The 25,231-nt window shown below is 63.1% G+C and carries 28 protein-coding genes and 1 riboswitch; of the genes, 15 read left to right on the forward strand and 13 right to left on the reverse strand.

Translation table 11 applies throughout. From position 1 onward, the window contains the following. The first annotated feature begins 36 nt into the window (after positions 1 to 36). The 3 genes from AC0L2D_RS08665 (at position 37) to AC0L2D_RS08675 (ending at position 3,665) form a co-directional block, all read left to right on the forward strand. A complete protein-coding gene (locus AC0L2D_RS08665; RefSeq protein WP_013529379.1) occupies positions 37 to 819 on the forward strand; it encodes a class I SAM-dependent methyltransferase in 783 nt (260 codons plus the stop codon). Positions 820 to 951: 132 nt separating this feature from the next. Further along, a complete protein-coding gene (locus tag AC0L2D_RS08670; RefSeq protein WP_473540818.1) occupies positions 952 to 2,778 on the forward strand; it encodes an ABC transporter ATP-binding protein/permease in 1,827 nt (608 codons plus the stop codon). An 83-nt stretch (positions 2,779 to 2,861) separates the two neighbouring features. After that, positions 2,862 to 3,665 carry a DUF1194 domain-containing protein gene (locus AC0L2D_RS08675; protein WP_473540819.1) on the forward strand — a complete coding sequence of 268 codons (804 nt, stop codon included), beginning with the start codon at positions 2,862 to 2,864 and terminating at the stop codon, positions 3,663 to 3,665. Positions 3,666 to 3,736: 71 nt separating this feature from the next. On the opposite strand, the gene AC0L2D_RS08680 is transcribed toward AC0L2D_RS08675, so the two are convergent. Next, on the reverse strand, positions 3,737 to 4,669 hold the full coding sequence (locus AC0L2D_RS08680; protein ID WP_473540820.1) for a glycosyltransferase family 2 protein: 933 nt from the start codon (positions 4,667 to 4,669) through the stop codon (positions 3,737 to 3,739). 369 nt (positions 4,670 to 5,038) lie between these two features. Between AC0L2D_RS08680 and AC0L2D_RS08685 the strand changes: the two genes are divergently transcribed. Beyond that, positions 5,039 to 5,389, forward strand: a complete 351-nt coding sequence (locus AC0L2D_RS08685) for a DUF1330 domain-containing protein (RefSeq protein ID WP_473540821.1) — start codon at positions 5,039 to 5,041, stop codon at positions 5,387 to 5,389. Positions 5,390 to 5,419: 30 nt separating this feature from the next. On the opposite strand, the gene AC0L2D_RS08690 is transcribed toward AC0L2D_RS08685, so the two are convergent. From AC0L2D_RS08690 to metX, 3 genes are all read right to left on the reverse strand, one after another. Beyond that, positions 5,420 to 6,412, reverse strand: coding sequence for a glycosyltransferase family 2 protein (locus tag AC0L2D_RS08690; protein WP_473540822.1), 993 nt, complete (start codon positions 6,410 to 6,412; stop codon positions 5,420 to 5,422). Between the two features lie 160 nt (positions 6,413 to 6,572). Next, a complete protein-coding gene (metW, locus tag AC0L2D_RS08695; protein WP_013529385.1) occupies positions 6,573 to 7,187 on the reverse strand; it encodes a methionine biosynthesis protein MetW in 615 nt (204 codons plus the stop codon). A gap of 58 nt (positions 7,188 to 7,245) precedes the next feature. Beyond that, a complete protein-coding gene (gene metX / locus AC0L2D_RS08700; RefSeq protein ID WP_013529386.1) occupies positions 7,246 to 8,415 on the reverse strand; it encodes a homoserine O-acetyltransferase MetX in 1,170 nt (389 codons plus the stop codon). A 114-nt stretch (positions 8,416 to 8,529) separates the two neighbouring features. Further along, positions 8,530 to 8,607, reverse strand: a riboswitch (SAM riboswitch). Positions 8,608 to 8,744: 137 nt separating this feature from the next. Between metX and hisC the strand changes: the two genes are divergently transcribed. Next, on the forward strand, positions 8,745 to 9,854 hold the full coding sequence (gene hisC, locus AC0L2D_RS08705; RefSeq protein ID WP_224674432.1) for a histidinol-phosphate transaminase: 1,110 nt from the start codon (positions 8,745 to 8,747) through the stop codon (positions 9,852 to 9,854). Positions 9,855 to 9,859: 5 nt separating this feature from the next. After that, on the forward strand, positions 9,860 to 10,795 hold the full coding sequence (locus AC0L2D_RS08710) for a prephenate/arogenate dehydrogenase family protein (protein ID WP_224674431.1): 936 nt from the start codon (positions 9,860 to 9,862) through the stop codon (positions 10,793 to 10,795). Positions 10,796 to 10,802: 7 nt separating this feature from the next. Here the strand turns inward: AC0L2D_RS08710 and AC0L2D_RS08715 are convergent, their stop codons facing one another. Together AC0L2D_RS08715 and AC0L2D_RS08720 are read right to left on the reverse strand one after the other, a co-directional pair. Beyond that, positions 10,803 to 11,726: a sugar kinase gene (locus tag AC0L2D_RS08715; protein WP_224674430.1), complete on the reverse strand. Its 924-nt coding sequence runs from the start codon at positions 11,724 to 11,726 to the stop codon at positions 10,803 to 10,805. Positions 11,727 to 11,733: 7 nt separating this feature from the next. Next, entirely contained in the window at positions 11,734 to 12,732 is a 999-nt protein-coding gene (locus AC0L2D_RS08720; protein ID WP_224674429.1) for a DUF2125 domain-containing protein, read from the reverse strand. Positions 12,733 to 12,874: 142 nt separating this feature from the next. Between AC0L2D_RS08720 and AC0L2D_RS08725 the strand changes: the two genes are divergently transcribed. The 3 genes from AC0L2D_RS08725 (at position 12,875) to AC0L2D_RS08735 (ending at position 15,181) form a co-directional block, all read left to right on the forward strand. Further along, complete coding sequence (locus tag AC0L2D_RS08725; protein WP_224674428.1) at positions 12,875 to 13,396, forward strand: gamma-glutamylcyclotransferase; 522 nt, start codon at positions 12,875 to 12,877, stop codon at positions 13,394 to 13,396. 120 nt (positions 13,397 to 13,516) lie between these two features. Continuing rightward, the gene (locus AC0L2D_RS08730) at positions 13,517 to 14,464 is read left to right on the forward strand and encodes an aldo/keto reductase (RefSeq protein ID WP_473540824.1); all 948 of its coding nucleotides are present in this window, start codon (positions 13,517 to 13,519) and stop codon (positions 14,462 to 14,464) included. Positions 14,465 to 14,554: 90 nt separating this feature from the next. Beyond that, complete coding sequence (locus tag AC0L2D_RS08735; RefSeq protein WP_013529393.1) at positions 14,555 to 15,181, forward strand: LysE family translocator; 627 nt, start codon at positions 14,555 to 14,557, stop codon at positions 15,179 to 15,181. Between the two features lie 25 nt (positions 15,182 to 15,206). Here AC0L2D_RS08735 and AC0L2D_RS08740 read toward each other — a convergent pair whose 3' ends face one another. Further along, positions 15,207 to 16,007 carry a lysophospholipid acyltransferase family protein gene (locus AC0L2D_RS08740; RefSeq protein ID WP_013529394.1) on the reverse strand — a complete coding sequence of 267 codons (801 nt, stop codon included), beginning with the start codon at positions 16,005 to 16,007 and terminating at the stop codon, positions 15,207 to 15,209. 118 nt (positions 16,008 to 16,125) lie between these two features. After that, positions 16,126 to 17,028, reverse strand: a complete 903-nt coding sequence (locus tag AC0L2D_RS08745) for a LysR family transcriptional regulator (protein ID WP_473540825.1) — start codon at positions 17,026 to 17,028, stop codon at positions 16,126 to 16,128. A 118-nt stretch (positions 17,029 to 17,146) separates the two neighbouring features. Between AC0L2D_RS08745 and AC0L2D_RS08750 the strand changes: the two genes are divergently transcribed. Further along, the gene (locus AC0L2D_RS08750) at positions 17,147 to 17,617 is read left to right on the forward strand and encodes a nuclear transport factor 2 family protein (RefSeq protein ID WP_013529396.1); all 471 of its coding nucleotides are present in this window, start codon (positions 17,147 to 17,149) and stop codon (positions 17,615 to 17,617) included. Between the two features lie 24 nt (positions 17,618 to 17,641). Further along, the gene (locus tag AC0L2D_RS08755) at positions 17,642 to 18,274 is read left to right on the forward strand and encodes a pyridoxamine 5'-phosphate oxidase family protein (RefSeq protein WP_473540826.1); all 633 of its coding nucleotides are present in this window, start codon (positions 17,642 to 17,644) and stop codon (positions 18,272 to 18,274) included. On the opposite strand, the gene AC0L2D_RS08760 is transcribed toward AC0L2D_RS08755, so the two are convergent. From AC0L2D_RS08760 to ftsE, 3 genes are all read right to left on the reverse strand, one after another. Further along, positions 18,275 to 19,000: a YdcF family protein gene (locus AC0L2D_RS08760; protein WP_024503762.1), complete on the reverse strand. Its 726-nt coding sequence runs from the start codon at positions 18,998 to 19,000 to the stop codon at positions 18,275 to 18,277. 132 nt (positions 19,001 to 19,132) lie between these two features. Beyond that, the gene (locus tag AC0L2D_RS08765; protein ID WP_473540828.1) at positions 19,133 to 20,128 is read right to left on the reverse strand and encodes a cell division protein FtsX; all 996 of its coding nucleotides are present in this window, start codon (positions 20,126 to 20,128) and stop codon (positions 19,133 to 19,135) included. Further along, on the reverse strand, positions 20,121 to 20,780 hold the full coding sequence (gene ftsE / locus AC0L2D_RS08770) for a cell division ATP-binding protein FtsE (RefSeq protein WP_010911739.1): 660 nt from the start codon (positions 20,778 to 20,780) through the stop codon (positions 20,121 to 20,123). Before ftsE ends, AC0L2D_RS08765 begins: the two co-directional genes overlap by 8 nt. Before the next feature lie 192 nt (positions 20,781 to 20,972). On the opposite strand from ftsE, the gene AC0L2D_RS08775 reads away from it, so the two are divergent. From AC0L2D_RS08775 to AC0L2D_RS08785, 3 genes are all read left to right on the forward strand, one after another. Continuing rightward, positions 20,973 to 21,617, forward strand: coding sequence for a hypothetical protein (locus AC0L2D_RS08775; RefSeq protein ID WP_027162904.1), 645 nt, complete (start codon positions 20,973 to 20,975; stop codon positions 21,615 to 21,617). 182 nt (positions 21,618 to 21,799) lie between these two features. Next, the gene (gene hpt, locus AC0L2D_RS08780) at positions 21,800 to 22,342 is read left to right on the forward strand and encodes a hypoxanthine phosphoribosyltransferase (RefSeq protein ID WP_013529401.1); all 543 of its coding nucleotides are present in this window, start codon (positions 21,800 to 21,802) and stop codon (positions 22,340 to 22,342) included. A gap of 73 nt (positions 22,343 to 22,415) precedes the next feature. Then, positions 22,416 to 22,787, forward strand: coding sequence for a response regulator (locus AC0L2D_RS08785; RefSeq protein WP_024503765.1), 372 nt, complete (start codon positions 22,416 to 22,418; stop codon positions 22,785 to 22,787). On the opposite strand, the gene AC0L2D_RS08790 is transcribed toward AC0L2D_RS08785, so the two are convergent. Continuing rightward, a complete protein-coding gene (locus AC0L2D_RS08790) occupies positions 22,788 to 23,735 on the reverse strand; it encodes a DMT family transporter (protein ID WP_473540829.1) in 948 nt (315 codons plus the stop codon). 222 nt (positions 23,736 to 23,957) lie between these two features. Here AC0L2D_RS08790 and AC0L2D_RS08795 point away from each other — a divergent pair, with 222 nt between their 5' ends. Then, positions 23,958 to 24,839 carry a LysR family transcriptional regulator gene (locus tag AC0L2D_RS08795; RefSeq protein WP_024503767.1) on the forward strand — a complete coding sequence of 294 codons (882 nt, stop codon included), beginning with the start codon at positions 23,958 to 23,960 and terminating at the stop codon, positions 24,837 to 24,839. Here the strand turns inward: AC0L2D_RS08795 and AC0L2D_RS08800 are convergent. Further along, positions 24,818 to 25,189, reverse strand: coding sequence for a glyoxalase superfamily protein (locus tag AC0L2D_RS08800; RefSeq protein ID WP_013529405.1), 372 nt, complete (start codon positions 25,187 to 25,189; stop codon positions 24,818 to 24,820). The two genes, AC0L2D_RS08795 and AC0L2D_RS08800, sit on opposite strands and share 22 nt — an antisense overlap. Between the last annotated feature and the right edge of the window lie 42 nt (positions 25,190 to 25,231).

The following is a 25,231-nucleotide window of genomic DNA, read 5'->3' on the forward strand; positions in this document are numbered from 1 at the left end:
GTTGAAACCTGGCGACATCACGGCTACATCCCTGCCATGCATTCCGACATCGTCGATCTTCGCTCGTTCTATTCGACAACGCTCGGCCGGTTCGCCGAGCGTTCGATCACCATGGCGTTGTCGTCGATATGGGCGGCCGTTCCCAACGAGCGGCTGGTTGGTCTGGGCTACACCTTGCCGTGGCTGGAGCGGTTCGGCAGCGACGCCGAGCGGGTCTTCGCCTTCATGCCGGCAACGCAAGGCGCGGTGGTGTGGCCGGCGACGGGGCCGACGGCGACGGCACTGGTCTTCGACGAGGAACTGCCGCTGGTCGATTCCTGCATCGACCGCATGCTGCTCGTCCATTCGCTCGAACATGTCGAGAACCCGCGTGAGACGCTGAACGAGATCTGGCGCGTGCTATCGCCGGCCGGCCGGGTGGTCATCGTCGTGCCCAACCGGCGCGGTGTCTGGGCGCGCTTCGAGCACACCCCATTCGGCAACGGCCGGCCCTTTTCGCGCGGCCAGCTTACGGAACTGCTGCGCGAGGCCAATTTCACGCCCGCCGCCTGGTCCGATGCGCTGTTCTTTCCGCCATCGCGGCGCCGTTTCATGATGCGCTTCCACAATGTGCTGGAGCGCGCCGGCCGGCGGCTGTGGCCGATCTTTTCCGGGGTCATCGTGGTCGAGGCGCAGAAGCGGCTCTATCAAGGCGTGCCGGTGGCGCAGCGCGCATCGCGCCGCGTCTTCGTGCCGGTGCTGTCGCCGCATGGCGCCACCCGGCTTGGCCGTCACAAAGCGGATGCCAAGCCCTTGGCTGCGCGGGTGACGGCTTCGTGATCGCGGCAAGCGTGCCTGACGTCGTTTCCCTGCCTATCTGTCGCAAGCAGACCGACAGCCCATCCGGCAGCCCATACGAACGCCTGTCAAGTTTCTCCATCCGGTTGCAGCACTGACGCAAGGACCTCGGCCATGGCTGATCAACCGGACAATGCCGCCGCCGTTCAGCCGGTTGCCGTGGCGGTCGAGGCCAGCAGCCTGCACGATCAGGTGATGACGATCCGGCGGGCGCTTGCGGGATCGCCGGTTCGCAGATGGTTGCTGTGGACATCGGTCGGCATCATGGCCGTGATCATCGCAACGTCGATCGGCCAGGTTCTGCTCAACCGCTGGAACCAGCCTTTCTACGATGCGCTTGCCCGCCGCGACATGGCGGCCTTTTTGCACCAGCTCCTCGTCTTCGCGGCCATAGCCGGGGGACTTCTGGTGCTCAATATCGGCCAGACCTGGCTCAACCAGATGATCAGGCTCAAGCTGCGCGAGGCGCTGACGCTGGATCTGATCGATCAATGGATGCGGCCGGCGCGCGCCTTCCGTCTGGCCAATGCCGGCGCCATCGGCGTCAATCCCGACCAGCGCATGCAGCAGGACGCCGCGCATCTGTCCGATCTGTCAACCGATCTCGGCGTCGGCCTGCTGCAGTCGTGCATCCTGCTCGTGTCCTTCGTCGGCGTGCTGTGGGAGCTGTCCTCGGGCTTCGTGTTCCACATCGGCGGGACCTCGCTGGCCATACCGGGCTACATGGTCTGGGCCGCCATCCTTTACGCCGGCATCGCCTCCTGGCTGAGTTGGCTGGTCGGGCGGCCGCTCATCCGCTTGAACAGCGACCGCTATACACGCGAAGCCGAGCTGCGCTCCTCGATGGTGCGCGTCAACGAGAATGTCGATGCCATTGCGTTGTATCATGGCGAGGCCGACGCCAGGCGGCGGCTCGAACTCGATCTCGGCACGGTGCTGGGCGCCATGCGGCGCATCTACACCGCCCAGATCAACCTGTCCTGGGTGACCGACACCTATGGCTGGATCACCGTCGTGGCGCCCATACTGGTTGCTTCGCCTGTCTATTTCTCAGGTGATATCAGCTTTGGCGGGCTGATGATGGCGGTCGGCGCATTCAACCAGGTCCACTCCTCCTTGCGCTGGTTCATTAACAACATCGGCAGCATTGCCGATTGGCGCGCCACGCTGATGCGCGTGGCCGATTTCCGCATCGCGCTCGATGAAACCGATGCGCTGCACGACACTGAAAAGCGCATCGCCTTCGGCCAAAACGTCAGTGGCAGCCTGACTTTCGAGAAGCTCGAAGTGGCCTCGCCGGAGGGCTGCACCAGGCTCGCCGACCCGCATGTCGAAATCCGCCCCGGCGAGCGCGTCATGATCACCGGCGATCCCGGTGCGGGCAAGACGCTGTTCTTTCGTGCCATTGCCGGCCTGTGGCCATGGGGAAGCGGCCGGATCGGCCTGCCGGCGGGAGAAACCCCCATATTCGTGCCGCGCGTGCCTTATTTTCCGGTCGGCACATTGCGCGAAGTCCTCGATCACCCGAACGGCCCCGCGCCGGCGGACGATGCCGACATTTCGGCGGTGCTGGCCGAGGTCGGTCTGGGACGGCTATCCGCATCGCTCGACCGCGCCGGGCGTTGGGACCATGAGTTGGGCGATGACGAACAACGCTCGCTGGCCTTCGCCAGGCTCGCGTTGCGGCAGCCGAAATGGGTGATCATCGACGAGGCGCTGGATGCATTCGACGGCCCATCGCTAAGACGCGTGCTGTCGATGCTCGAGAAGCGTTTGCCGGGGACAGCGATCCTCAACATCGGGCGCGGCCAGCACAACAACCACTTCTTCCCGCGCGCGTTGACGATCGTCAAGGATTCCGGTGCGCCAGCGCTGAAGCCCGCCCGCGTCAGAGCCGGCGCGATCGAACCGCCGCCAGTCGCCGCCCGCCGCAAGAAATGAGCTGATATCCGGACGGGGAAGCAAAGCTTTATTTTGCCGTGATCGCGAGGGAAGCTCTTCGGGAGAACAACCTGGCGACGGCCATGCTTGATGCTCTGCGCCTGCTTGCCTGTCTTGCCTGCGCCCAGGCTGCTCCCGCCGCCTCGCCGCGGGATGCGCTCGCCGTTGACGTCGAGCTGGTGCTGGCAGTCGACATCTCGCTGTCGATGGACGAGAAGGAGTTCGCGCTGCAGCGCGCCGGTTATGTCGAGGCGCTGCGGCATCCCGACTTCATCAAGGCTGTCCGCGCCGGCGCCACGGGCCGCATAGCGCTGACCTATTTCGAGTGGGCCGGCACGGTGCGCGACGACGCGGTCATCGGCTGGCAGATCATCGATAGTGCCGAGAGCGCCAACAGCTTTGCCGACGAGGTCGCGGCGCGCCCGTTCCGCAGCTTTCGCGGCACTTCGATTTCCGGCGCGCTGGCCTTCGGTGCCGAGCTTTTCGACCGCACGTCTTTCCAGGGCGAACGTAGCGTCATCGACATTTCGGGCGACGGACCGAACAATATCGGGCCGCCAGTCACCGCGACGCGTGATGCGGCGACTGCCAAAGGCATCGTCGTCAACGGCCTGCCGATCCTGATCAGCCCGTCGCCCACCTTCAGCCATCTCGACCAGTATTACGCGCAATGCGTGACCGGCGGGCCCGGTTCCTTCGTGCTGCCCATCTATGCCGCCGCGGAGTTTTCGACAGCCATCCGGCGCAAGCTGATCCTCGAAGTGAGCGGCATTCGGGACAAGGCGAGAATCACCCGCGTCGACGCGGCCAAGCCGATAGACTGCCTGCAGGGCGAACGGGACAGGCGGTTTTTATCGGATCCGTATTTTCCCGAACTTGACCGCTGAGCTCTCGATAGTGCGGTTCACGCAATCCGGAGGGAAAACCGTTCCACGATTTTCCTGGAGTTGCTCTGGGTTCAGGCGAGCCGGGCGCCACATTGGTTGCGAAACTCGTTGGAGAGATCGCGGCGCCAGCGTCGGCCATGGACATAGCCTTGCATCAATTCCGGCAGCGAGTAGCCAAGCGCTTTCGACGATCGGTTGGCCATATAGCCCTGGAATGCCTCCGGTATCCTGCCTCGCAGGATATCGGCGATGAGCTGCCGCGAGATCATGTAAGGCGGAATGTGCGGGTAGGCGTGGGCAATATGAGGATGTTTGCCCATCAGGTTCGCATAGGCCTCGACATAGCCGTCACGGCGGCCGGAAATCGAGTTCTCCGAATTGTATTTCGTCCAGTCGAGGTCCTCGGACAGTTGCGCACCGAAGCGCCGGGCAAGGCGCAGCAGCAATTCGCGATCCTGCATGCGGGTGATGTCGCTGTCGTAGCCGCCGATGGCCAGCAAGGCTTCACGGCGAGCAGTGATCGCGGAGCCGGCGATGAAGATGGTCTGCCCAACCAGCGTCCGCTCAAGCATTGCGGGGCTCACGAATGCCTCGGGGTTGGCGCAGTTTGTGGTGCGATTGCCCTTCAGGGACACGAACGAACTGATCAGCACTTGCAGTGCAGGATTTTCATCGAACCAGGTCAGGGTTCGTTCAAGCCGGTGCGGCATGTAGATGTCGTCGGAATCGAGGAACGTCACCAACGGTGCCCGCGCCCGCTCGATGCCGGCATTCCTGGCGGCATTGGCGCCTCGCCATTTCGCCCCGACATAGATCAGCCGCGGGTCCTGGATGCGGGCCAGCGCCGCTTCGGTCCCATCGGTCGAACCATCGTCGACGACAATGTGCTCAAACCTCGACATGCTCTGGGAGAATACGCTTTCCACGGCGCGCAACACTGTTTCGCGTCGGTTGTGGGTCGGCGTAATGACCGTGATGAGAGGTACTGGATCGATCCCGGCCATGTCTGTCAGCTGTTTCCTGCGCAGGGTTGCGCGTCTGTCCAGGACTTTTCGATTTTCAGAACGGTCGAATGGATTGGACTTCCCTTTCTCTACACCACATCACAGTCGGCGCGACGCTATAAAAAACGACTGCCCCTGTCACCCACCGTGCCGGTACTCGATCCAGGCGAGACAACGAATCCCCGCTCTTAGCGTTCCAATTGCAACAGCACTGCCGCACATAGCATTACGAATCACCATGGAAGCAACCCATCATGACAGATAGCATACATCCCATTACCTCAGACGTAATCGCTTAGCGCTCGGCCTTTGGTCAGATTGCCCATGCAGAGGCCGGCAACTCGGCTTCGATGACAAGGGAGTTCAGTCATGGCCGCTTACGCCGTCGCCCATATGCGCCAAGCCACAATGGGTCCGCAGATCGTCGAATATCTGCATAGGATAGATGCCACGCTGGAACCTTTCGGCGGCCGTTTTCTGGTCCATGGCGGCGATGTGGAGGCGATCGAGAACGACTGGCCTGGCCATCTGATCATCATAGAATTTCCCGACAGGCAGCATGTGCATGGCTGGTACGATTCGCCGGCCTACCAAGCGATACTGGCGCTGCGCACGGACAATTCGGAGGCCGATGTGGTGTTCGTCGACGGCGTCGAACATCCGCACAAGGCCACGGATGTTCTGGAGCAATCGCCGGATCAAGGATCAATTGGACGCTGAACTGCGGTTCAAGGAATGGCGGTACAGCGTCTAGCTATGCCCAACATAGTCTGGCACCGTTTCGATTTTGTCGCGAACCATGCCAGTTGCGAAACTGAACTGGCCCCAAAACGCCAAACCATAAAATGCCTGACCGACAATCAGAGAAAAGGGAACCTGCCAAAGCGGCATCCCGGTTTCCCGGGCATGGCCTACGATCCGTCGTGTCGTGCGCCATGACATGGTGAGCCACCGGCTGAAGGACTTGACTATCCGTCGCGTGCGGCTCGGCGAATTGAGCGCAACGAACTTCCGGTCGGCGTCGCGACCTGTAACCAGGGCGCGCCAGTAAAAGAACCGCCAGCCCCGCGGCGAATAGTGATAAACGCGTGCGTTGACATTATGAATTTTGTGGCCCTCCCGCAGCAGTTCGCGCATCAGCAAAGTGCAGGAAACCTTGAAGCCGTTATGTTTTGGAAAAGGATGGTTGAGGATCCACTCGCGTCGAAACGCTACATTGTTGGCGTTGATCGCTCGCTTCGAGGCAAATCGCCCGTCTCCACGGGCCATAGGGAAAAACCAGATCAACGCAAAGGTTCTTGAAAAGAAGTCGTCGTATGAAAGGTATGTATATCCGTTTGCGCAGATAACTTCAGAGTTTTCAAAGGGTTCAAGCAGTCCTGATAGCCATCCTGGTTCCGCGACCACGTCGGAATCCAGAAAGATGACGATATCTCCGTCCGATGCCAGCATACCGTTGTTCTTCAGGTCGTAATATCGGCCGCCAGGGAAAGCTGTGAAGACGAGTTCGGCAACCTGACCGAGCTGCGGGGCCTCATTCGAAATCTCACGACGCAACGCATCTTTGTCCGACTCTGCTCCGCCGTGAGAGATGACGATCCTTGGTCGCGCTGAACCGGTTGCTGAAACCGATGAGAGTTCCCGAGCCAAGGCCTTCATCCCAACGCCGATCTCGTCCCAGTCGATCGATTTTGCATTCTCCATTTCGACGACGAGTGAAAAGGTTGCGCGTTCTTCGACCATTTTTGCCCCCCCGAGCCGTCAGTGTGGCTATAGCCACACTAGCCCGCTGTCAAACAGTCGACGCCAATTTACACTGGTTCGCGATCGTCATACAGGGCGACTTTGCTCGGCGGCAAACACACTGTTGCTTGGCGAGTCGGGTCTTTGATCGGTGCGGAAATTACCGTTTCAGCAAGAACACTGCCTGCTGGCCGAAGAAGTTCCAGAACCACCACGGCATCGACAGGCCGATCTTCTGGCCGGCGGCGTCGAGGGCGGTTGCCTTCTCGACTGTCGCGCCGAGTTCGTCGCACAGATTGACGAAATCGCGGATGGTGCAGAAGTGGATGTTGGGCGTGTCGTACCAGGAATAGGGCAGGTCCTTGGTCACCGGCATGCGGCCGTTGAGGAACAGCGACAGGCGCACACGCCAATGGCCGAAATTGGGGAAGGAGACGATGGCGCGGTTGCCGATCCTGAGCAGTTCGTCGAGCACCAGCTTCGGGTTGCGGGTGGCCTGCAGCGTCTGCGACAGGACGACGAAGTCAAAGCCCTTGTCGGGATAGAATTCGAGATCCTTGTCGGCATCGCCCTGGATGACCGAGAGGCCGCGCGCCACACATTCGTTGACGCCGCGCTGCGACAGCTCAAGTCCGCGGCCGTCGACCTGCTTGGTGTCCTGCAGCAGCTCGAGCAGCGAGCCGTCGCCCGAGCCGACATCGAGCACGCGCGACTGTGGCGGGATGAGGTTGGCGACGACTTCGAGGTCGACGCGCTGGTCGCGATTGACGCTCATGGCTTCGCCTCCCGCCTGGCGCGTGATCCCGATCGGAAAAGCCTGCAATTTTTCGAGATCATGCGCTCAGCCCTCTCGCCCGGGCCGCCGAGCCGATGAAGCCGTTTATCGCGGCAAACAGTTCCGGCTCGTCGAGCAGGAATGCGTCGTGGCCTCGGTCGGTCTCGATCTCGACGAAGGATACCGATGCGCCGGCGGCGTTGAGCGCATGCACGATCGAGCGGCTCTCCTCGGTCGGGAACAGCCAATCCGAAGTGAACGACACTAGGCAGAAGCGGGTTTTCGTGCCGGCGAAGGCATCGGCCAACCGGCCGCCATGGTCTGCGGCGAGGTCGAAATAGTCCATCGACCGCGTCATGTAGAGGTAGGAATTGGCGTCGAAGCGATCGACGAAGGTCATGCCCTGGTGCCGAAGATAGCTTTCGATCTGGAAGTCGGCGTCGAAGCCGAAGGTCAGCGCTTCGCGATCCTGCAGATTGCGGCCGAACTTGCGGTGCAGGGCGGCTTCCGACAGGTAAGTGATGTGGGCGGCCATGCGCGCTACCGCCAGGCCCTTTTCCGGGCGTTTGCCGTGCTCGAAATATTTGCCGCCATGCCAGTCCGGATCGGCCATGACAGCCTGCCGGCCAACCTCATGAAAGGCGATGTTCTGCGAGGAATGGCGCGCGCCGGTGGCGATCGGCAGTGCCGAGAAGACGCGCTCCGGATAGCTCGACGCCCATTCCAGCACCTGCATGCCGCCCATCGAGCCGCCCAGCACGCAGAATAGTTTCTCGATGCCGAAATGGTCGATCAGCATCTGCTGTGCCCGCACCATGTCGCGGATGGTGATGATCGGCAGGTCAAGCCCATAGGGCTTGCCGGTGGCGGGATTGGTCGAGGCCGGGCCGGTGGAGCCAAGGCAACCGCCGATGACGTTGGAGCAGATGACGAAGAAACGATTGGTGTCGATGATCTTGCCGGGGCCGATCAGCACTTCCCACCAGCCAGGCTTGCCGGTCACCGGATTGGTGCTGGCGACGTGCTGGTCTCCGGTCAGCGCATGGCAGACGAGGATGGCGTTGGAGCGGGCATCGTTCAGCGTGCCATAGGTCTGGTAGGCGATCTGGAACGGTGACAGCAGCGTGCCGGCGTCCAGCTTGAGCGGCTTGTCGGATCCAAAACGCAAAACCGGGCTCGACGGTTGGTCGACCTCGTTGTTGGTTTTGCGGGCACGCAGAACGGCCATGACATCCATCTCACACTTTGAGCCCACGCATCGCACTCGTCGAAAGTCGATGCCGATACGGGTGTCCGGCCGGCGCGGACAACAAAAAACCGGCATTGCGGTCGCAAAGCCGGTTACAGGATGCAAACGGCCCTTTAGCAAGTTGTTTAACGTGGCTGCAAGCCGACCGGCCAAATCACCACGGAAGTTCGCTCCCCTTCTAGGGCTGTGGCGCGCCGGCGTCAACGGCCTGCCTTGGGCGGGAGGCTGTCGCCTCTCGACATTGCAGGCCACGGCTTGTATTTCCGCTGCGGCTTCCCTCAGGAAGCGTTCTCGACGGATTTTGCGACATGAGCCAGACACCGGACCAGGCACGTCCAACCCCGCGCGCGGGCATCATGGACATAGACGCCTATGTGCCGGGCAAGAGCACGGCGCCTGCCGGCGTCGCCAAGGTCCACAAGCTGTCCTCCAACGAGAACCCGCTCGGGCCCTCACCGAAGGCGATCGAAGCCGCGCGCGAGATTGCCGGAAAGCTTGACGTCTATCCAGATGGCACCGCCAGGCGGCTGCGCGAAGCGATCGCCGAGGTGCATGGCCTCAACCCGCAGAACATCATCTGCTCCAACGGCTCCGACGAGATCCTCGGCCTGCTGGCGCAGACCTATCTGGCGCCCGGCGACGAGGCCGTCATCACCGAACACGCCTTCATGGTCTACAAGATCTACATCCAGTCGGCGGGCGCCGTTCCGGTGACGATCAAGGAAACAGACGAGCGCGCCGATATCGACGCCATCCTGGCCGCCGTCACGCCGCGTACCAAGATCGTGTTCCTCGCCAATCCCAACAATCCGACCGGCACCTATGTGCCGTTCCAGGAGGTGCGCCGGCTGCATGCCGGTCTGCCCAGGCACGTGCTTCTGGTGCTCGACGCGGCCTATGCCGAATATGTTCGCCGCAACGACTATGAGGCCGGCATCGAACTGGTCGGCAGCGCAGAGAACGTGGTGATGACCCGGACCTTCTCCAAGATCGGCCTCGGCGGCGCGCGGATCGGCTGGATGTATGCGCCGATGCACATCGTCGACGCCATCAACCGCGTGCGCGGCCCCTTCAACGTCAATGCGACGGCGATCGAGGCCGGCATCGCCGCCATTCGAGATCGCGCCCATGTCGAGCGCAGCGTGGCGCACAACGAGACCTGGCTGGCCTGGCTGAGTGCGGAATTCACAAAGCTTGGGTTGCGGGTGACGCCCAGCGTCGGCAATTTCATCCTCATTCATTTTCCCGAGGACCAGAAACATTCGGCAGCGGCGGCGGACGACTATCTGACGGCGCGCGGCTATATATTGCGGCGCGTTTCGGGCTATGGCTTTCCCAACGCGCTGCGCATGACCGTCGGTACCGAAGAGGCCAATCGCGGCGTTGTCGCCGCTCTCACGACATTCCTGAAAAGCTAGAAACCATGACATCACCGATGTTTGAAAAGATCGCTCTGGTCGGCATCGGCCTGATCGGCTCGTCGCTGGCCCGCGTCATCCGCCGCGAGGGCCTCGCCCGCCACGTATCCATCTCGACCCGCAGTGCGGCGACGCTGGCACGGGCCGAGGAGCTTGGGCTGGGCGATAGCTATAGCACCGATGCGAGAGAAGCTGTCCGCGATGCCGACCTGGTCATCATTTCGGTGCCGGTTGGATCGTCCGGCGCGGTTGCCGAGGAAATCGCGCCGGCGCTGAAGCCGGGCGCGATCCTCACCGATGTCGGCTCGACCAAGGCGTCTGTCATTGCGCAAATGCAGCCTTATGTGCCTGAAGGTGTCCATTTCATTCCCGGCCACCCGCTGGCGGGCACAGAAAAATCCGGCCCCGACGCCGGTTTCGCCGACCTGTTCGACAATCGCTGGTGCATCTTCACGCCGCTGCCCGACACCGACCCGGACGCGTTGGAGAGGCTGTCGGAGTTCTGGCGGCGCTGCGGCGCCAACATCGACACGATGGATCCCCAGCATCACGATATGACGCTGGCCATCGTCTCGCATCTGCCGCACATCATCGCCTACAACATCGTCGGCACCGCCGATGATCTGCAGTCGGTGACCAAATCCGAAGTGATCAAATATTCGGCTTCCGGCTTCCGCGACTTCACCCGCCTTGCCGCCTCCGATCCGACCATGTGGCGGGATGTCTGTCTGCACAACAAGGACGCCATCCTCGAAATGCTGGCGCGGTTCTCGGAAGATCTGGCGTCGCTGCAGCGCGCAATCCGCTGGGGCGACGGCGAAAAACTCTTCGACCTGTTCACCCGCACCCGCGCCGTGCGCCGCTCGATCATCGAAGCCGGCCAGGACATCGACGTTCCCGATTTCGGCCGTCAGGCGGTCGAGCACCCCGCGAAGGGCTAGGTCTGTCTCAGGCAGGCCAGGTCTGCGCAACCATGGCCAGCGTCTCGGCTCGGTTCGGCGCGCCAAGCCTGCCGCCGAAGCGCAGGCATTTGAGCGCCGCGGCCGCACTGGCAAACCGCAAAGCCTGCTCGACCGGCATGGCTTCCGCCAGCCCGACGGCGAAGGCGCCGTGAAAGACATCGCCGGCGGCGAGCGTGTCGACCGCCTTGATTTTTGGCGCCGCGACATGGCGCACGCAGCCAGCGCGACGGTCGTGCCACCAACTGCCCGCCGCGCCGCCTGTCACTGCGACAAAAGCGTCGGTGCGGCTGGCGAGATCGGCGCAAGCCGTTTCCGGATCGAGCGCCTGGCCGCAGACGATGCGCGCTGCCGGCTCCGAAGCGATGATGTGCGTAGCGAGCGGCAACAACTGCTCAAGGACCTCCAGCGGCGCGGTGTCGGCATCGAGGATCGCCGGACGGCTGATGGCGCGCGCCGCCTTCAGGGCGAGTGCCGCCGCACCCGGCCAGCGGACATCTACCAGAACGGCATCGAATGCCATGAGGTCGGCGACCGGCAGGACATCGGGATCGGCCTGGGCAAGCCTGTCATAGAACGGCACGATGATGCGCTCGCCATGCGCGTCGACCAGGATCGAGGCCAGCGCCGAGCGGGCACCTCTGACGCGCCGCACGAAGGTGCAATCGACGCCTTCGGCCTCTATGCCGGCGATGAGCTGGTCGGCGACGGCATCGTCGCCGGCACTCGCCCACAGCGATACTTCGGCGCCCAGGCGATGGGCGGCGCAGGCGGCGCTGGTGGCCATGCCCGAGGCGATCTGGACGCCGTCGGAGGCCATGAACTTGCCCTGATGCATGGGCAGCGTCTCGACGCGCAGGATGGTGTCCAGCGTCAATGCGCCAACGCTCAGCAGCTTCACCGGTTTTGCCATGGCTGAGCTATTCGACCGGCTTGATCTTGCCCAGCGGAATGAAGCTGAGCGAGGCCTTGCCCCTGACCACCTTCAGCGGCATGGACGGTTCGTTGCCGAGCACCGCCAGGGCAGAAAAACCCTGCTCGATCTGGCTTTTCTGCTCGGGTATGGCGGTGCCGAGGATGGCCGCCACCGCTTTCGGGTCCTTCAACCTGATCATCAGGTCGGCGTTGACCAGGCCCTCGGCATCGACCGAGAGCGGTCCCGAAACGGTGATGCGCGCCGTCCCCGACGACAGGTCAAGGTTGCGGATTTCGATCGCCTGGCCACGAAGGCTCTTCACCCGCGTGCCGATCAGTGCGACGCCGTTCTTCAATGTCACGTCGCCGCTGGCATCGAGCGCCGGAAGCACGCGCCCGCCAATTGCGTCGGGGTCGACCTCGAGATCGCCGAAACTGCCGAGATAGTCGATATCCTCGCCGTTGGGCTGCAACTGACCTGATGCCTTGCCGGCACTGAACAGTTGCACCGGATCGGTATCGTCGGCCGGATCGGTCTGGCCGGAAAGGCCCTCTGCCTCCAGCGAAATCCGCCGCGGCAGCGGCCACCACAATTTGAAATTGGCCTGCAGATTGTCCCAGTCGATCCACAGCGGCACCATGTCCGGCACGGAGGTCCTGAGCGGGCCGCGCAGATTGGCAACCGGCGACAGAGGCTGGATGATCTGGGCGGCTGCGTTGAAACTGCCGGCCGAGGCCGCAATGTTCTTGGCATCGTCCTCATAGGCGAGGTTGTCGCAGGAGACGGTAAAGCTCAAGGGATAGCCGCTGACCTGGAGATTGGCGCAGCCGGCCTCGACGCCATTCTTGTTGAGCGTGGCAACCGCCTTGTCGGCCTCGCTCCTGACGCGGTCAGCCAGATAGAACCAGCCGCCGCTGTAGAGGGCGAACAGCACGACGATGAATGCTGCAAGCCAGATCAGGCGGCGACGTTTGTTCGGCTGGCGTTCGTCACTTGACGTCATGCTTTGGCTCTCGTTAACGCATGGGTATTGCGGACGGGTAGTCGATTCCGCCAGGTGGACAGACGAATAGTTAGACGGGACGGGCGGAAAAAACACCGGTCCGGGTGCGGTGTTGGCATCTTTTGCAATCAGGCGCGGCGATATGGGCGATTTTTGGGTGTTTGGCTATGGCTCGCTGATCTGGCGGCCGGGATTCGCGCATGTCGAAACACAGCGTGCCCGCCTGCATGGCTACCGGCGCTCGCTCTGCGTCTATTCCTTCGTGCATCGCGGCACGCGCGAGCGGCCGGGGCTGGTGCTCGGCCTCGATCGTGGCGGGTCCTGCGTCGGCCTCGCATTCCGCGTCCCCGGCGACTTGCGCGACGAGGTTATGGCCTATCTGCGCGAGCGCGAGCTGGTCACCAATGTCTATCTGGAGCGTCTGCTCAAGGTTCGCCTCGACGGCGGCGGTACGGTCGACGCGGTGGTTTACATTGTCGACCGCCAGCACGAGCAATATGCCGGAGCGCTCGACGCTGCACATGCGGCGGCCGTGGTGCGCGGTGCGGTCGGCCAGTCCGGCAACAACGAGGACTATGTGCTGAGCACGCTGGAGCATCTCGAGGCGCTGGGCATTCGCGATCATTGGCTGGAAGAGGTGGCGCTGCAGGTCGCGCCTTTGTGAAGCTGGCTCTGCGGAAAAAGGCCGCCAGGCCTTTGACCTCGTTCAGGCAAGACCTAGGTTAGGCTCCAACCCTCAGCCCGCGGGCGCCATTTGCCCGCCCAATCATCCCGGAGATCCGCCTTGCAGAAACGTCATCTCGGTCGCACCGACTTGTCCATCGCGCCGCTGGTTCTGGGCGGCAACGTCTTCGGCTGGACTGCCGACGAGAAAACCTCGTTCGACCTGCTCGACCGCTTCGTCGGCGCCGGCCTCAACGCCATCGATACGGCGGACGCCTATTCGCGCTGGGTTCCAGGCCACAAGGGCGGCGAATCGGAAACCATCATCGGTAAATGGATGAAAGACCGTGGCAATCGCGACAAGGTCGTGGTGATCACCAAGGTCGGTTCGGATATGGGACAGGGACACAAGGACCTGTCCGCCGCCTACATCGAAAAGGCCGTCGACGCATCGTTGAAGCGGCTGCAGACCGAATTCATCGATCTCTATCTGTCGCATTGGCCGGATCCTGCGACGCCCTATGAGGAAACGCTTGGCGCCTACGAGAAGCTGCTCGCCAAGGGCAAGATTCGCTATGCCGGGTGCTCTAACCTCGACGCCGGCCAGTTGCGTGCGGCACTCGATGTGGCGAGCCTGCGCAGTCTGCCGCGCTACGAGGTGCTGCAGCCGGAATACAATCTCTACGATCGCTCATCCTTTGACGGGCCGTTGCGCGATCTGTGCGTGGCCGAGGACATCGGCGTCATCACCTATTTCAGCCTGGCCAAAGGTTTCCTCAGCGGCAAATACCGCAGCGAGGCCGATCTCGGCCAAAGCCCGCGTGGCGGCGGCGTGAAGGACTATCTCAATGCGCGCGGCATGCTCATCCTTGCGGCACTCGACGCGGTGTCATCAAGGCATTCGGCCAAGCAGGCGGAAGTCGCGCTTGCCTGGGTGATCGCTCGGCCGGGCGTCACCGCGCCGATCGCCAGCGCCACCAAGCCCGAGCAGATGGACAGCCTGATCAAGGCGGCGTCGCTGAAGCTGAGCGCCGCCGACATGGCCGAACTCGACAAAGCGAGCGACTGAAGTTTCGGCGGCCGCTCCTCGCACGAACGTCCAAGACGACCCTCTTGTCTTGCCATAGCCTCCTTCGCACGGGGCAAGGCAGAGGGTGAGATGACTGAGCCGCTTCTTTTGCAGCCGGATCTTTGGCGCCAGTTGTGCGCGCTCGTGCTTGCCTCAGCCGTCGTCATGGGCAGCCCGGGGCCGGCAACGATAAGCGTCACCGCCGTTGGTGCCGCCTTCGGTTTGCGCCATTCCCTGGGCTATGCCTGGGGAATCATCCTGGGCACGATCGCCGTGCTTTTGGTTGTCGCGACCGGGGTCATGGCAGTGCTCACCTCGATGCCGAAGCTGGCGCCGTTGCTGGCTTTGGTTTCCGCGGCCTACATCCTCTATCTCGCCTTCAAGATCGCTACGGCCCCGCCGCTGGCCGCGCGCGCCGCCGAGACTTCGCGTCCCACATGGCTGGCTGGATTTCTTCTCGCGGTCGCCAATCCAAAGGCCTATGTGGCGATCGCCGCCGTGTTCGCCGGTGCTTCGTCCAAACAGGGCGCCACTGAGCCTGGTCTATGGCTGAAGCTGGCGGTTCTTGCCCTGATGATCGTTGCCATCCACGCTCTGTGGCTTGTCGCGGGGGCTGGGTTCGCGCGCTTCCTGCGCCGGCCGGCGGCCTCGCGGATCATCAACCTGGTCTTTGCCGCGACGCTGGCGTTGACCACCGCGCTGGCGGTGTTCGGCTGAGAATTGCCGGCCGGAGACTTCCGGTTCAGACTTTGGTTCTTGCGGCGTTGTCCAGCTCTTGCAGCCTTTTCACCGCTGTCGGCGGCAAGGCAGGCGGGTTCGGGCCGCGCGCCGCATCCATCAGGAACTGGTCGCAGGCAGCTTCGGTCTCGCCGATCAGCCGGGCCATGAATTCGTCCTTGCTCAGTCCCGGTGGGATCGGCGGCAGGAAACGCGCCTTGATGGTGCCGGGATAGCGCAGGAATTTGCGGCGCGGCCAATAGAGGCCGGCGACATGGGCAACCGGCACCACCGGAACACCAAGCTGCGTGTAGATTTCGACGATGCCGTATTTGTAGGCCGGTTCGTCGCCCGGCGCGCGTCTTGTCCCTTCGGGGTAGATGATGAGCTGGCGAGGGTTGCGCGCCATCTCTTCCTTGGTCGCGGCGACCACGGCCTTCAGTGCCTTCGAACGGCTGCCGCGATGAACCGGGATCATGCGCATCTTCATGATGTACCAGCCGAAGAACGGGATCCAGGTCAGCTCGCGCTTGAGGATGTAGAGCGGGTCCTGAAGGAAGGGGAAGAAGGCGATCGCGTCCCAGAACGACTGATGCTTTGGTGCCAGGATGAAGGAGCCTTCGGGCAGGTTTTCCCGGCCGGTGATCTCGTTCTTCGTTCCGGCGATCTTCTCGTAAAGCCACATCGAGGTGCGCGACCAGAATTTCGGCACGAACCAGGCGCGGTGCCGGGGCGACAGGAAATAGTAGGGGGTCCAGAGGATCATCTGGACGATCAGGTTGACGTAAAAGACGAAATTGAACGTCAGCGATCTGATGTAGAGCATTGGGGGAGCCCGGTGAGGAGGTGAGCGTTGGTTACACCAAGCGCGGGAAAAAAGGAAATGGCCGCAGGCGCTTTGGTTGGCGACGAAGAACGGCCACCGATGGGTTGGCCTGGTTCCGCTACATCAGCTGCGCCAGCCGCGCCTTCAGGCGCGGAGCGGCAAAATCGAGGAAGGCGCGCAGCTTGACCGGCAGCAGGCCATGGCCCGCATGCACCAGGCTTACCGGCCATGGCGCCGGCTCGAATTCCTGCAGCAGGACGCGCAGCGCGCCGGACCGCAGCGCGGCTTCGATCTGATAGGAAAGCACACGCGTCAGCCCGACGCCGGCAATCGCGGCATCGATGGCCGCTTCGGCGGTGTTGACCTGAAGCCGCGAGCGGACCCGAACCGGGATTTCGGCCTTGCCCTTGATGAAGCTCCAACTGGCGGCGGAGGCGAGCCCCTCGAAGGTGATGCAATCGTGTGTTTCCAGATCCTCCGGGGTCGTTGGCGTGCCGTGTTCGGCCAGATAGGCCGGGCTGGCGCAGACGACGCGGCGGATCGCGCCGACGCCGATGGCGACCAGGCTCGAATCGGGCAATCGGCCGATGCGGATGGCGAGATCGAAATGGTCCTCGACCAGCTGGGTTATGCGATCGGCCAATGTCAGGCGGATGTCCACGTCGGGATAGGCGGCGAGAAAGCCGGTGACGACCGGCAGCACGTGCAGGCGGCCAAAGACGACCGGCGCGGTGATGGCCAGTTCGCCGGTCGGAACACTGTATTCGCCGGCGGCCGTGCGTTCGGCCTCGCCGACGTCGTCCAGGATGCGGCGGCAGGCGGCAAGATAGGCCTGGCCGGCATCGGTCGGTGTCAGCCGTCGCGTCGAACGATTCAGGAGGCGTGTGTTCAGATGGCGCTCGAGATCGGAAATCTTGCGGCTGACTGTCGCCAGCGGAATGCCGAAACGGCGGCTGGCCGCGGAAAGGCTGCCGGCGTCCACCGCGGCGACAAAGAGCGACATGGCCTCGAGACGATCCATAGCTTCTTCCGAAAAATGGAAGGACAAGTTACGAATATGCCACCTGCCTTTGAATGATGGAAGGCTTATATTCCAGTCTGTCGGCCCTGCCTGCAGCATGGCCCGCAAAGGAGTTGCCATGTCCGAAGCCCGCCCGCCGCTGCCGCCGTTTACCGCCGAGACCGCAGCGCAGAAGGCGCGCATGGCCGAGGATGCCTGGAATTCACGCGATCCAGCGCGGGTTGCGCTCGCCTATACGAAGGACAGCCGCTGGCGCAACCGCGCCGAGTTCCTGCAAGGGCGCGACGCCATCCAGGCCTTCCTGACGCGCAAATGGAGCCGCGAGCTCGACTACCGGCTGATCAAGGAGGTCTGGGCCTTCCACGGCAACCGCATCGCCGTGCGTTTCGCCTACGAATGGCGCGACGACAGCGGTTCATGGTTCCGCAGCTACGGCAACGAGAACTGGGAATTCGACGAACACGGGCTGATGCGTCTGCGCATCGCCAGCATCAACGACCTGCCGATCGGCGAGGCCGATCGCAAGTATCACTGGCCGCTCGGCCGGCGGCCGGACGACCACCCGACATTGTCGGAGCTCGGGCTTTAGCATCTTGCCGCAAGGAAGCTTTCGATGAACGCACATGCTTTCACCAGCGACGTCGCCTTCACGCCGACCGTCAAGGCGATCCAGGCCCGCAAGGGCTCACGTCAGTCCTACGCCCGCGTCGAGGAGCGTGGCGGCTGGCAGGCCGGCATCACCCCGGACCTTGCCGCCTTCATCGAAATGCAGACCAGCGTCTTCCTGTCGACCGCCAACCGCGAGGGGCAGCCCTATCTCCAGCATCGCGGCGGGCCGGCCGGCTTCCTCAAGGTGCTGGATGAACATACGATCGGCTTCGCGGATTTTTCCGGCAACCGGCAGTTCATCACGCAGGGCAATCTGGCCGACAATCCAAGGGCGTTCCTGTTCCTGATCGACTATATGCACCGCCAGCGCATCAAGCTCTGGGGCACCGCGCGCGTCGTCGAGAACGATGCCGAACTGATGGCGAATCTGATGCCGCAAGACTACAGAGCGCGCCCCGAGCAGGTCGTCCTGTTCACGGTCTCGGCCTGGGATGCCAATTGCCCGCAGCACATCCCGCAACGGTTCGAGGCAGCCGACGTCGCGGCGGCACTCGGCGAGCGGGACAAGCGTATCGAACGCCTTGAGCAGGAGATCGCACGACTCAGGGGAAATTCGGGCGCGGCCGCAGGGGAATAATCAGCCGCCGGCCGCGGTTTCGGCCAGCGCGATGCCGTTGGGCGTCGGCTTGACAGGCACGATGCCGCGCGCCAGCGCAAGCAGATATTTGTTGTATTCGGTGAACAGCACGCGCAATGCCCGCGGCTTGGTCAGCCAGCCGCCATTGTCGAGGTTGGAATTGACCACCGGATAGGGCTCGAGCTTGGCGCCATGCAGCAGCCTGCCCATTTCCAGCAGGCTGCGCGGCATATGATAATTGTTGGTGACGAGGATCACCGTGCCATAGGCGTGGCTCTCGACCCATTTGGCGCTTTCCTCGGCATTGCCGATCGTGTCGAGCGCGGCGCGGTCGATGTCGACGCAACAGGAGAACAGATTCTTGTCGCCGCCGGTTGCCGCCTGCAGCTGGCGACGGCTGGCCGAAGGATGCACGCCGCTGATCAGCAGCCGTTCGCCCTTGCCGGACGCCAGCAGATCCATCGCGGCATCGAGGCGGGACTGGCCGCCGGTCAAGACGATGATCGCGTCTGCCCTGGCCGGATTGGCGGGCGTCGTCAGGTGACTGACCTTGTTGGCGAACCAACCGAAACCGCCGGCAAACAAAGTTGCAAGAATGAGGACGGAGAGGGCGGACAGGCGCAACGTGGCTCTTAGACGGCTCACAGCGCGGCGGTCATGCGAACGTGCAACCACCACTGGCATCTGCCCAGCCGTACCGGTCGAATCCCGCGCGTCCATCGCCATATGGTTAATCCTGAAATGCGGCCTTGGGTAGGTAAAAGACGCACTTTGCGTTACGCGAATTCTCTATTCGTGATCACCGTGTTTTATCCATGTCGTTATCCCAAAACCGGTTCTCACTTTGGACGACATGAATTAGCCTGCATCCGGTTGGCGGACATCGATGTCGCTGAGATAGGCAACGACGGTGGCGTGCGAGGTTGCCGCCGTCAGTCCGCCGATCACCAGCACCATCAAGACGACACCGAGATAGCCTGCCGAACCGATGGCGAAATTGCCGAACAGGGCGGTCGCCTGGTCGGCCTGCGGCGTCGCCATATTGCGCGACGACCACCAGGAAAAGACGATGAACACGAGCACTGCGGCGGCACCGCCGGCCGCCGCTCCCTTCATGCCGGTGACCAGGAAATGCCGGCGGAATTCGCGCGCGATAAAGCGTGCCTCGGCGCCGACGAAATGCAGGACTTCGATGATGTGACCGTTGCCGGCCATGGCGCCGCGCGTCGCGAACACCACCGTCAGCACCGTCGCCGACAGCATCAGCGCCAGCACGGCGATGCCGATGGTCACCGTGGTGCGGGCCATCGCCACCAGCCGGTCGACCCAGGTGCGGTGATCGTCGAGCGATGCGCTCGGCAGTTTCGGGGTGATCGCGGCGCGTATGGCGGCGAAATCGGGCGGGCTGTTCTCGTCGATGGTGACGATGATCAGTCGCGGCACCGGCAATTCGTCGATGTTGAGGCCCGAGCCCAGCCAGGGCTCAAGGAGCCGCGCGGTCGCCTCGCGGTCGATGATCCGGGTCGCCTTGACGCCGGGGAATTCGCTGGCGATCTGGGAGGCCTGGGTAAGGGCTGCTTCCATGTCGAGGCCGTCGACCGGCTTGATCTGGATCGTTGCCTCGCGTGAAATCTGGTTTTCCCAGACGGACGCTGTGTCGCGCACCAGCGTCACCGCGCCGAAAGTCAGGCAGGACAGGAAGGTCATGATGGCGATGACCAGCACCAGCGCCCGGCCGGCGATGTTCTGCGCCGGCACGATCGGCGCCATCCTGCGCTGGGCGCGCGGCTTTGCTTCGGTCGCCTCGGCGTCCTGCTCCCTTTCCACAAAATGTTCGGCGGACAGTTCAGTCATAGATATCCAGCCTTCCCCCGGCCAGGATCATGCGGCGCGCGTCGACCTGCTCCATCAAGCCGAGGTCGTGGGTGGCGATCACCACGGCGGTGCCGAGACGGTTGAGTTCGATGAACAGCCGCAGCAGGCGTCGCGCCAGCGGCGGATCGACATTGCCGGTCGGTTCGTCGGCGAGCAGGATTTCCGGCTGCTCGATCAGCGCCCGCGCGATCGCGGCGCGCTGCTTCTCGCCACCGGACAGAACCGGCGGCAGCACATGCATGCGTTCGCCCAGCCCGACCCACTTCAACAGCTCGGTGACATCGGTGCGGTAGCTCGCCTCCTCGCGCCCGCGCACGCGCAGCGGCAGCGCGACGTTCTCATAGGTGGTCATGTGGTCGAGCAGCCGAAAATCCTGGAACACCACGCCGATCCGGCGTCTGAGATGCGGCAGCTCGGTGCGGGAAATGCGGGAGCGATCCTTGCCGAAGATGGTGATCAGCCCGCGCGTTGGCTTCAACGACATGAACAGCAGGCGCAGCAAGGTCGTCTTGCCGGCGCCCGAAGGCCCGCTGAGGAACTGGAAGGAGCGCTCCGGAATGTGCAGGGAGATGTCGCGGAGGATTTCCGGACCCATGCCATAGCGGAGGCCGACATTTTCGAAGCGAATCAATTTCGACGACCTGAAATTCGGCACGGCAGTGAGCCGGCCTGTTCTGGGTAAAGACCATCGGCCGGCATGGTTAACCGGCGGTTAATTCCTAGGCTCTTTCGACTCGTCACGAGGGCTCCGGTGGGGAAGCGTTAACCATTTGTGTTTACGCAAAAGAAACGAAAAGCGAACACGTGCTGCAATGCTGGGGCCATGATGGCTGACGATCGAACCGCGCGCCCGGTTTCCGGCGAAATCATGACCGATCCGGCGGCAATTGCCGCGGCGGACCGGTTCATGCGTGGTTCGGCCGCCGACATCGTCGATGCCGATTACGTGGTGATGCCGCGCCTTGCGCCTGCCGTGGAAAGCGTTTCGCCGCTGCCGCGTGCGATCGTCATGCCACCCATCGAAGGCATGGACATGCTGCGCAAGCCCGAAGCCCCGCCGGAGCGGCCGCCAACCTCGCGCGGCGGGCCGATCTTCTGGATCGCCGGCATCGGCGCTGCCTTGGCCGCCTTCTGGGTTTCCGGCGGGCACGCGCTGGTGCGCCAGGTGCCGTTCCTGTCCAGCGCGCAAGCGTCGGCGCTCAGCATTTCGGGCGTCACGTCACGCGTCGATGCTTCCGGACCGAACCCTGCGCTGTTCGTCGATGGCGAGGCCGCCAATGACGGCGCCAAACCGGCGCAGCTGCCGCCGCTTGAAATCCGGGTGACCGGCAATGACGGGCACATCACCCGCTATACGTTGGGGACATCCGGCCGTTCGCTGGCCTCTGGCGAAAGATTCGGCTTTGCCAGCCGGCTCGACGTGCCTAGAAACGGTGTAAGAACTGTATCGGTCACCTTCGCCGAATAGCGTGTGCTGATATTCAGGTGAGACTGGCCGCAAACGGCGGTTTCGTGCGCTTCCGGTGCTCACGTACTTCAGTACGCTCCGCTCCGGTTCTCGGAAACCACCGTTTTCGACTCAACCTGACCTGAATCTCAACACATGCTGGGCGTGAACGCGTTTAGGCAAGAAAATCAGCGGGGCGAAAAATGCCAATTGTACGCGGCAAGGACATCGAAGTCCTGTTTTCTGCATCGGCGATCGCGCGGCGCAATCTCGAACTCGCCAAGGAGATTGCCGGACACGACTACCATGACCTCCTGGTGATCTCGGTGCTGAAGGGGTCGTTCATCTTCGCCGCAGATCTCATCCGCGCCATGCACGATGTCGGCCTGTCGCCGGAGGTCGAATTCATCTTCATCTCCAGCTATGGCGCCGGCACCAGCAGCGGCGAGGTGAGGGTGCTGCGCGACATCGACAATGAGGTCGCTGGCCGCGACGTGCTGCTGATCGACGACATTCTCGAATCGGGCAAGACGCTGAGCTTCACCCGGGAGCTGATGCTGTCGCGGGGCGCCAAGAGCTGTTCGATCGCCGTGCTGCTCGACAAGCGCATGCGCCGCCAGACCGAACTCAATGCCGATTATGTCGGCTTCGACTGCCCCGACTATTTCGTCGTCGGCTACGGCATGGATGTAGCGCATGCCTTTCGCGAGTTGCCCTTTGTCGGTGTCGTCAAAGGGGATGCCTGAGCGGCAGCAAAAAGGTTTGCTGATCCTCAGCGCTTTCAGGAAAAGTCAACTTTTGGCGGCCAAATATGCCGGCATGGCAAAGCTTCTGATCGTCGAGGACGATGAGTCCGTCCGCACCCTGGCCGCCCGCGCGCTTGAACGCGCCGGGCACACAATCGATATCGCTGCGGATGGCGCGCAGGGGCTTGCGCTGATCCAGGCCGCGCGTGGCGGCTATGATCTCGTCGTCTCCGATATCCGCATGCCGGAGATGGACGGCATCGAGATGGCGATAGCGGCGGCAGCATTGTTTCCCGCCATCAAGATCGTGCTGATGACCGGCTATGCCGACCAGCGCGAGCGCGCCGAGGAATTGAACGGCATCATCCTCGATGTCGTGCAGAAGCCCTTCACGCTGGCTGAAATCCGCTCGCGTGTCGAACGGGCGCTGATCTGCTTCGCCTGATCAGGCTGGGTCGGCGGCAGCGAGCACGGGTGGAACATTCTTGCGCCGTTCGGTGTTGAGCGCCAGCAGGCCGGCGCCGATGATCAAGGCGGCACCGATCACGGTCGTCGACCGCGGCACCTCGGCGAAGAACAGGAAACCCCACAGCGGCGACCACAGGATGCCGGTATATTCGAAGGTGGCAACGCGGTTGGCCGGCGCCATCCGGTAAGCCTGCGACAGCAGGATCATGCCGGCGGAGGCGACGAAGCCGCAGGCGGCCATCTTTAGAAAATCCGGCAGCGTCGGCCAAAGCCATGGCCGTACCAGGAATTCGAGGCTGGGGTGGACGGCGTGGGTTATGCCGGCAAGGTGAAACGCGCCGGCAACCACGGCGGCGCCAACCAGATAGGCGCCGTTCTGATAGAAGGCCATCACGGTGGACGATTCGGTGTCGCCGATCTTGCGGGCCATCAGCTGCGAAAAGCCATAGAGCGCCGCCGAGCCCAGCGACAGCAGCGCTGCCCAGTCGAACAGCCCTGCGCCGGGGCGCAGCATCACGAGGACGCCGAACAAGCCGATCAGCACGGTTGCCAGTGTCTGCCAGGAGACGCGCTCGCCAAGGTAGGGCCCGGCCAGCATCATGATGAACAGCGGCGCCATGAAATAAAGCGCCACCGCATCGGCAAGCGGCAAGGCGGCGATGGCCAGGTAGTACATCGTATAGGAGGTGAACTGGATGAAGGCGCGCACCGTCAGCATGCCGAATCGCTTCGACAGGACCGCCCGCAAGCCGACATCGGCATGGACCAGAACGATGAGGATCGGCAGAGCGACGATCGAGCGGATCGCCATCACCTCGGTCACTGGATAACCGCTCGACACGGCTTTGACGAGCGGATCCTGCAGCGAAAAGACCAGCACGCCGAGGCACAGGCTCAGGATGCCGCCCACCATCCGATTTTGCATCTGTATCCAGGCTCCTGCGCGTACGATCCGAAGCTGCCGCCTGCGGGGTAAAAAGAACCCGCCACCGTTTCGGGCAGCGGGCACGAGTGAGGACTCTTGATTGGTCCGCGGCTGATTTCGCAGCCGCATATCCAATGGGTGAGGCGACTATCATCCGCCGTTTGACATGTTGCAAACGAATTGGAATGATGTCAGCAATCAAATTCTCTTATGGCGGATTTCATGCGGCCGACCCTCGACAGCGACCTCCTGCGCACCTTCGTGGCGATTGCCGAGACCGGCAATTTCACCAAGGCGGCGGAGCAGGCCGGCCGCACCCAATCCGCGGTGTCGATGCAGATGAAGAAGCTCGAAGATCTGATCGGCGCCAGCCTGTTCGAGCGCGGTTCGCGCGGCGTCGCGTTGACGCGGCGCGGCGGCGAACTCATCGTCAACGCCCGCCGCATCGTCTCGCTGCTCGACGAGACGTCGGCATCGATGGCGGCAGCGCCGCTTGGCGGGCCGGTGCGCATCGGCATTCCGGAGGAATATGGCCACGCCATCCTGTCGCGCGCGCTCGGCGCTTTCTCGAAGCGTCATACGCAGGTCGAGGTCACCGTGCGCTATGCCCATTCCGGGGCGCAGATGGCGGCGCTCGCTGCCGGCGAGCTCGATCTGTGCGTGGTGTTCGAATGGCAGGATCCCGCCGGCGGCGAAGTGCTGATGCACGACCCGACCGTGTGGGTGACATCGTCCCTGCATCACATGCATGAGGAACAGCCGGTGCCGATCGCGCTCTACAACCGGGCCGGCTGGTGCAAGGACTTCGCCATCAAATCGTTGGAGCAGCGCGATCTTGCCTATCGCGTCGCCTATACCAGCGACACCACCGGCGGCCTCAAGCTCGCCGTCACCTCCGGACTGGCGATCGCGCCGATCTCGCGCAGCAACATTCCGGACGGCTGTCGTGAACTGACCACGGCGGACGGATTCGGCGCCATCGATTCCTCGAACGTGGTGATGCACCGCAACCCGAACGCGTCAGGCGAGGCGATCGACGGCATGCAGGATGCGATCCGCGAAGCCTTCGTCAACAGGCTCAGTCAGCCGGCGGCATCCTCGTAGAAATGCAGCCTGTTGCCGAACGGATCGGCGACCGATACCTCGCGGGTCTTCCAAGGCGTCTCTTCCACGCCTGGCCTGGCGAAGCGGTAGTTCTTGCCGATCAGCTCGCCATGAAGAGCCGTGATGTCCTCGACCTCGATGCGCACGGCGATGCCGGGTGCACCGTCGCCATGATGTTCGCTGAGATGCAGGACGCAGCCGTCGCGGCCGATCGCCATGTAGAGCGGCGCGTCGTCGGCGAAGCGATGTTCCCACTGCACCTTGAAGTCGAGGAAGCCGACATAGAATTCACGCGCCTTGGCAATGTCGAAGATGCGCAGGATGGGTGTGACGGCGCCAAGTCTGGGCATGGTGGTGCAACCGTGCGAGAGGGTTTTCAGGTGGGATGGACG

The organism is Mesorhizobium sp. WSM4833 (genome assembly GCF_055811095.1).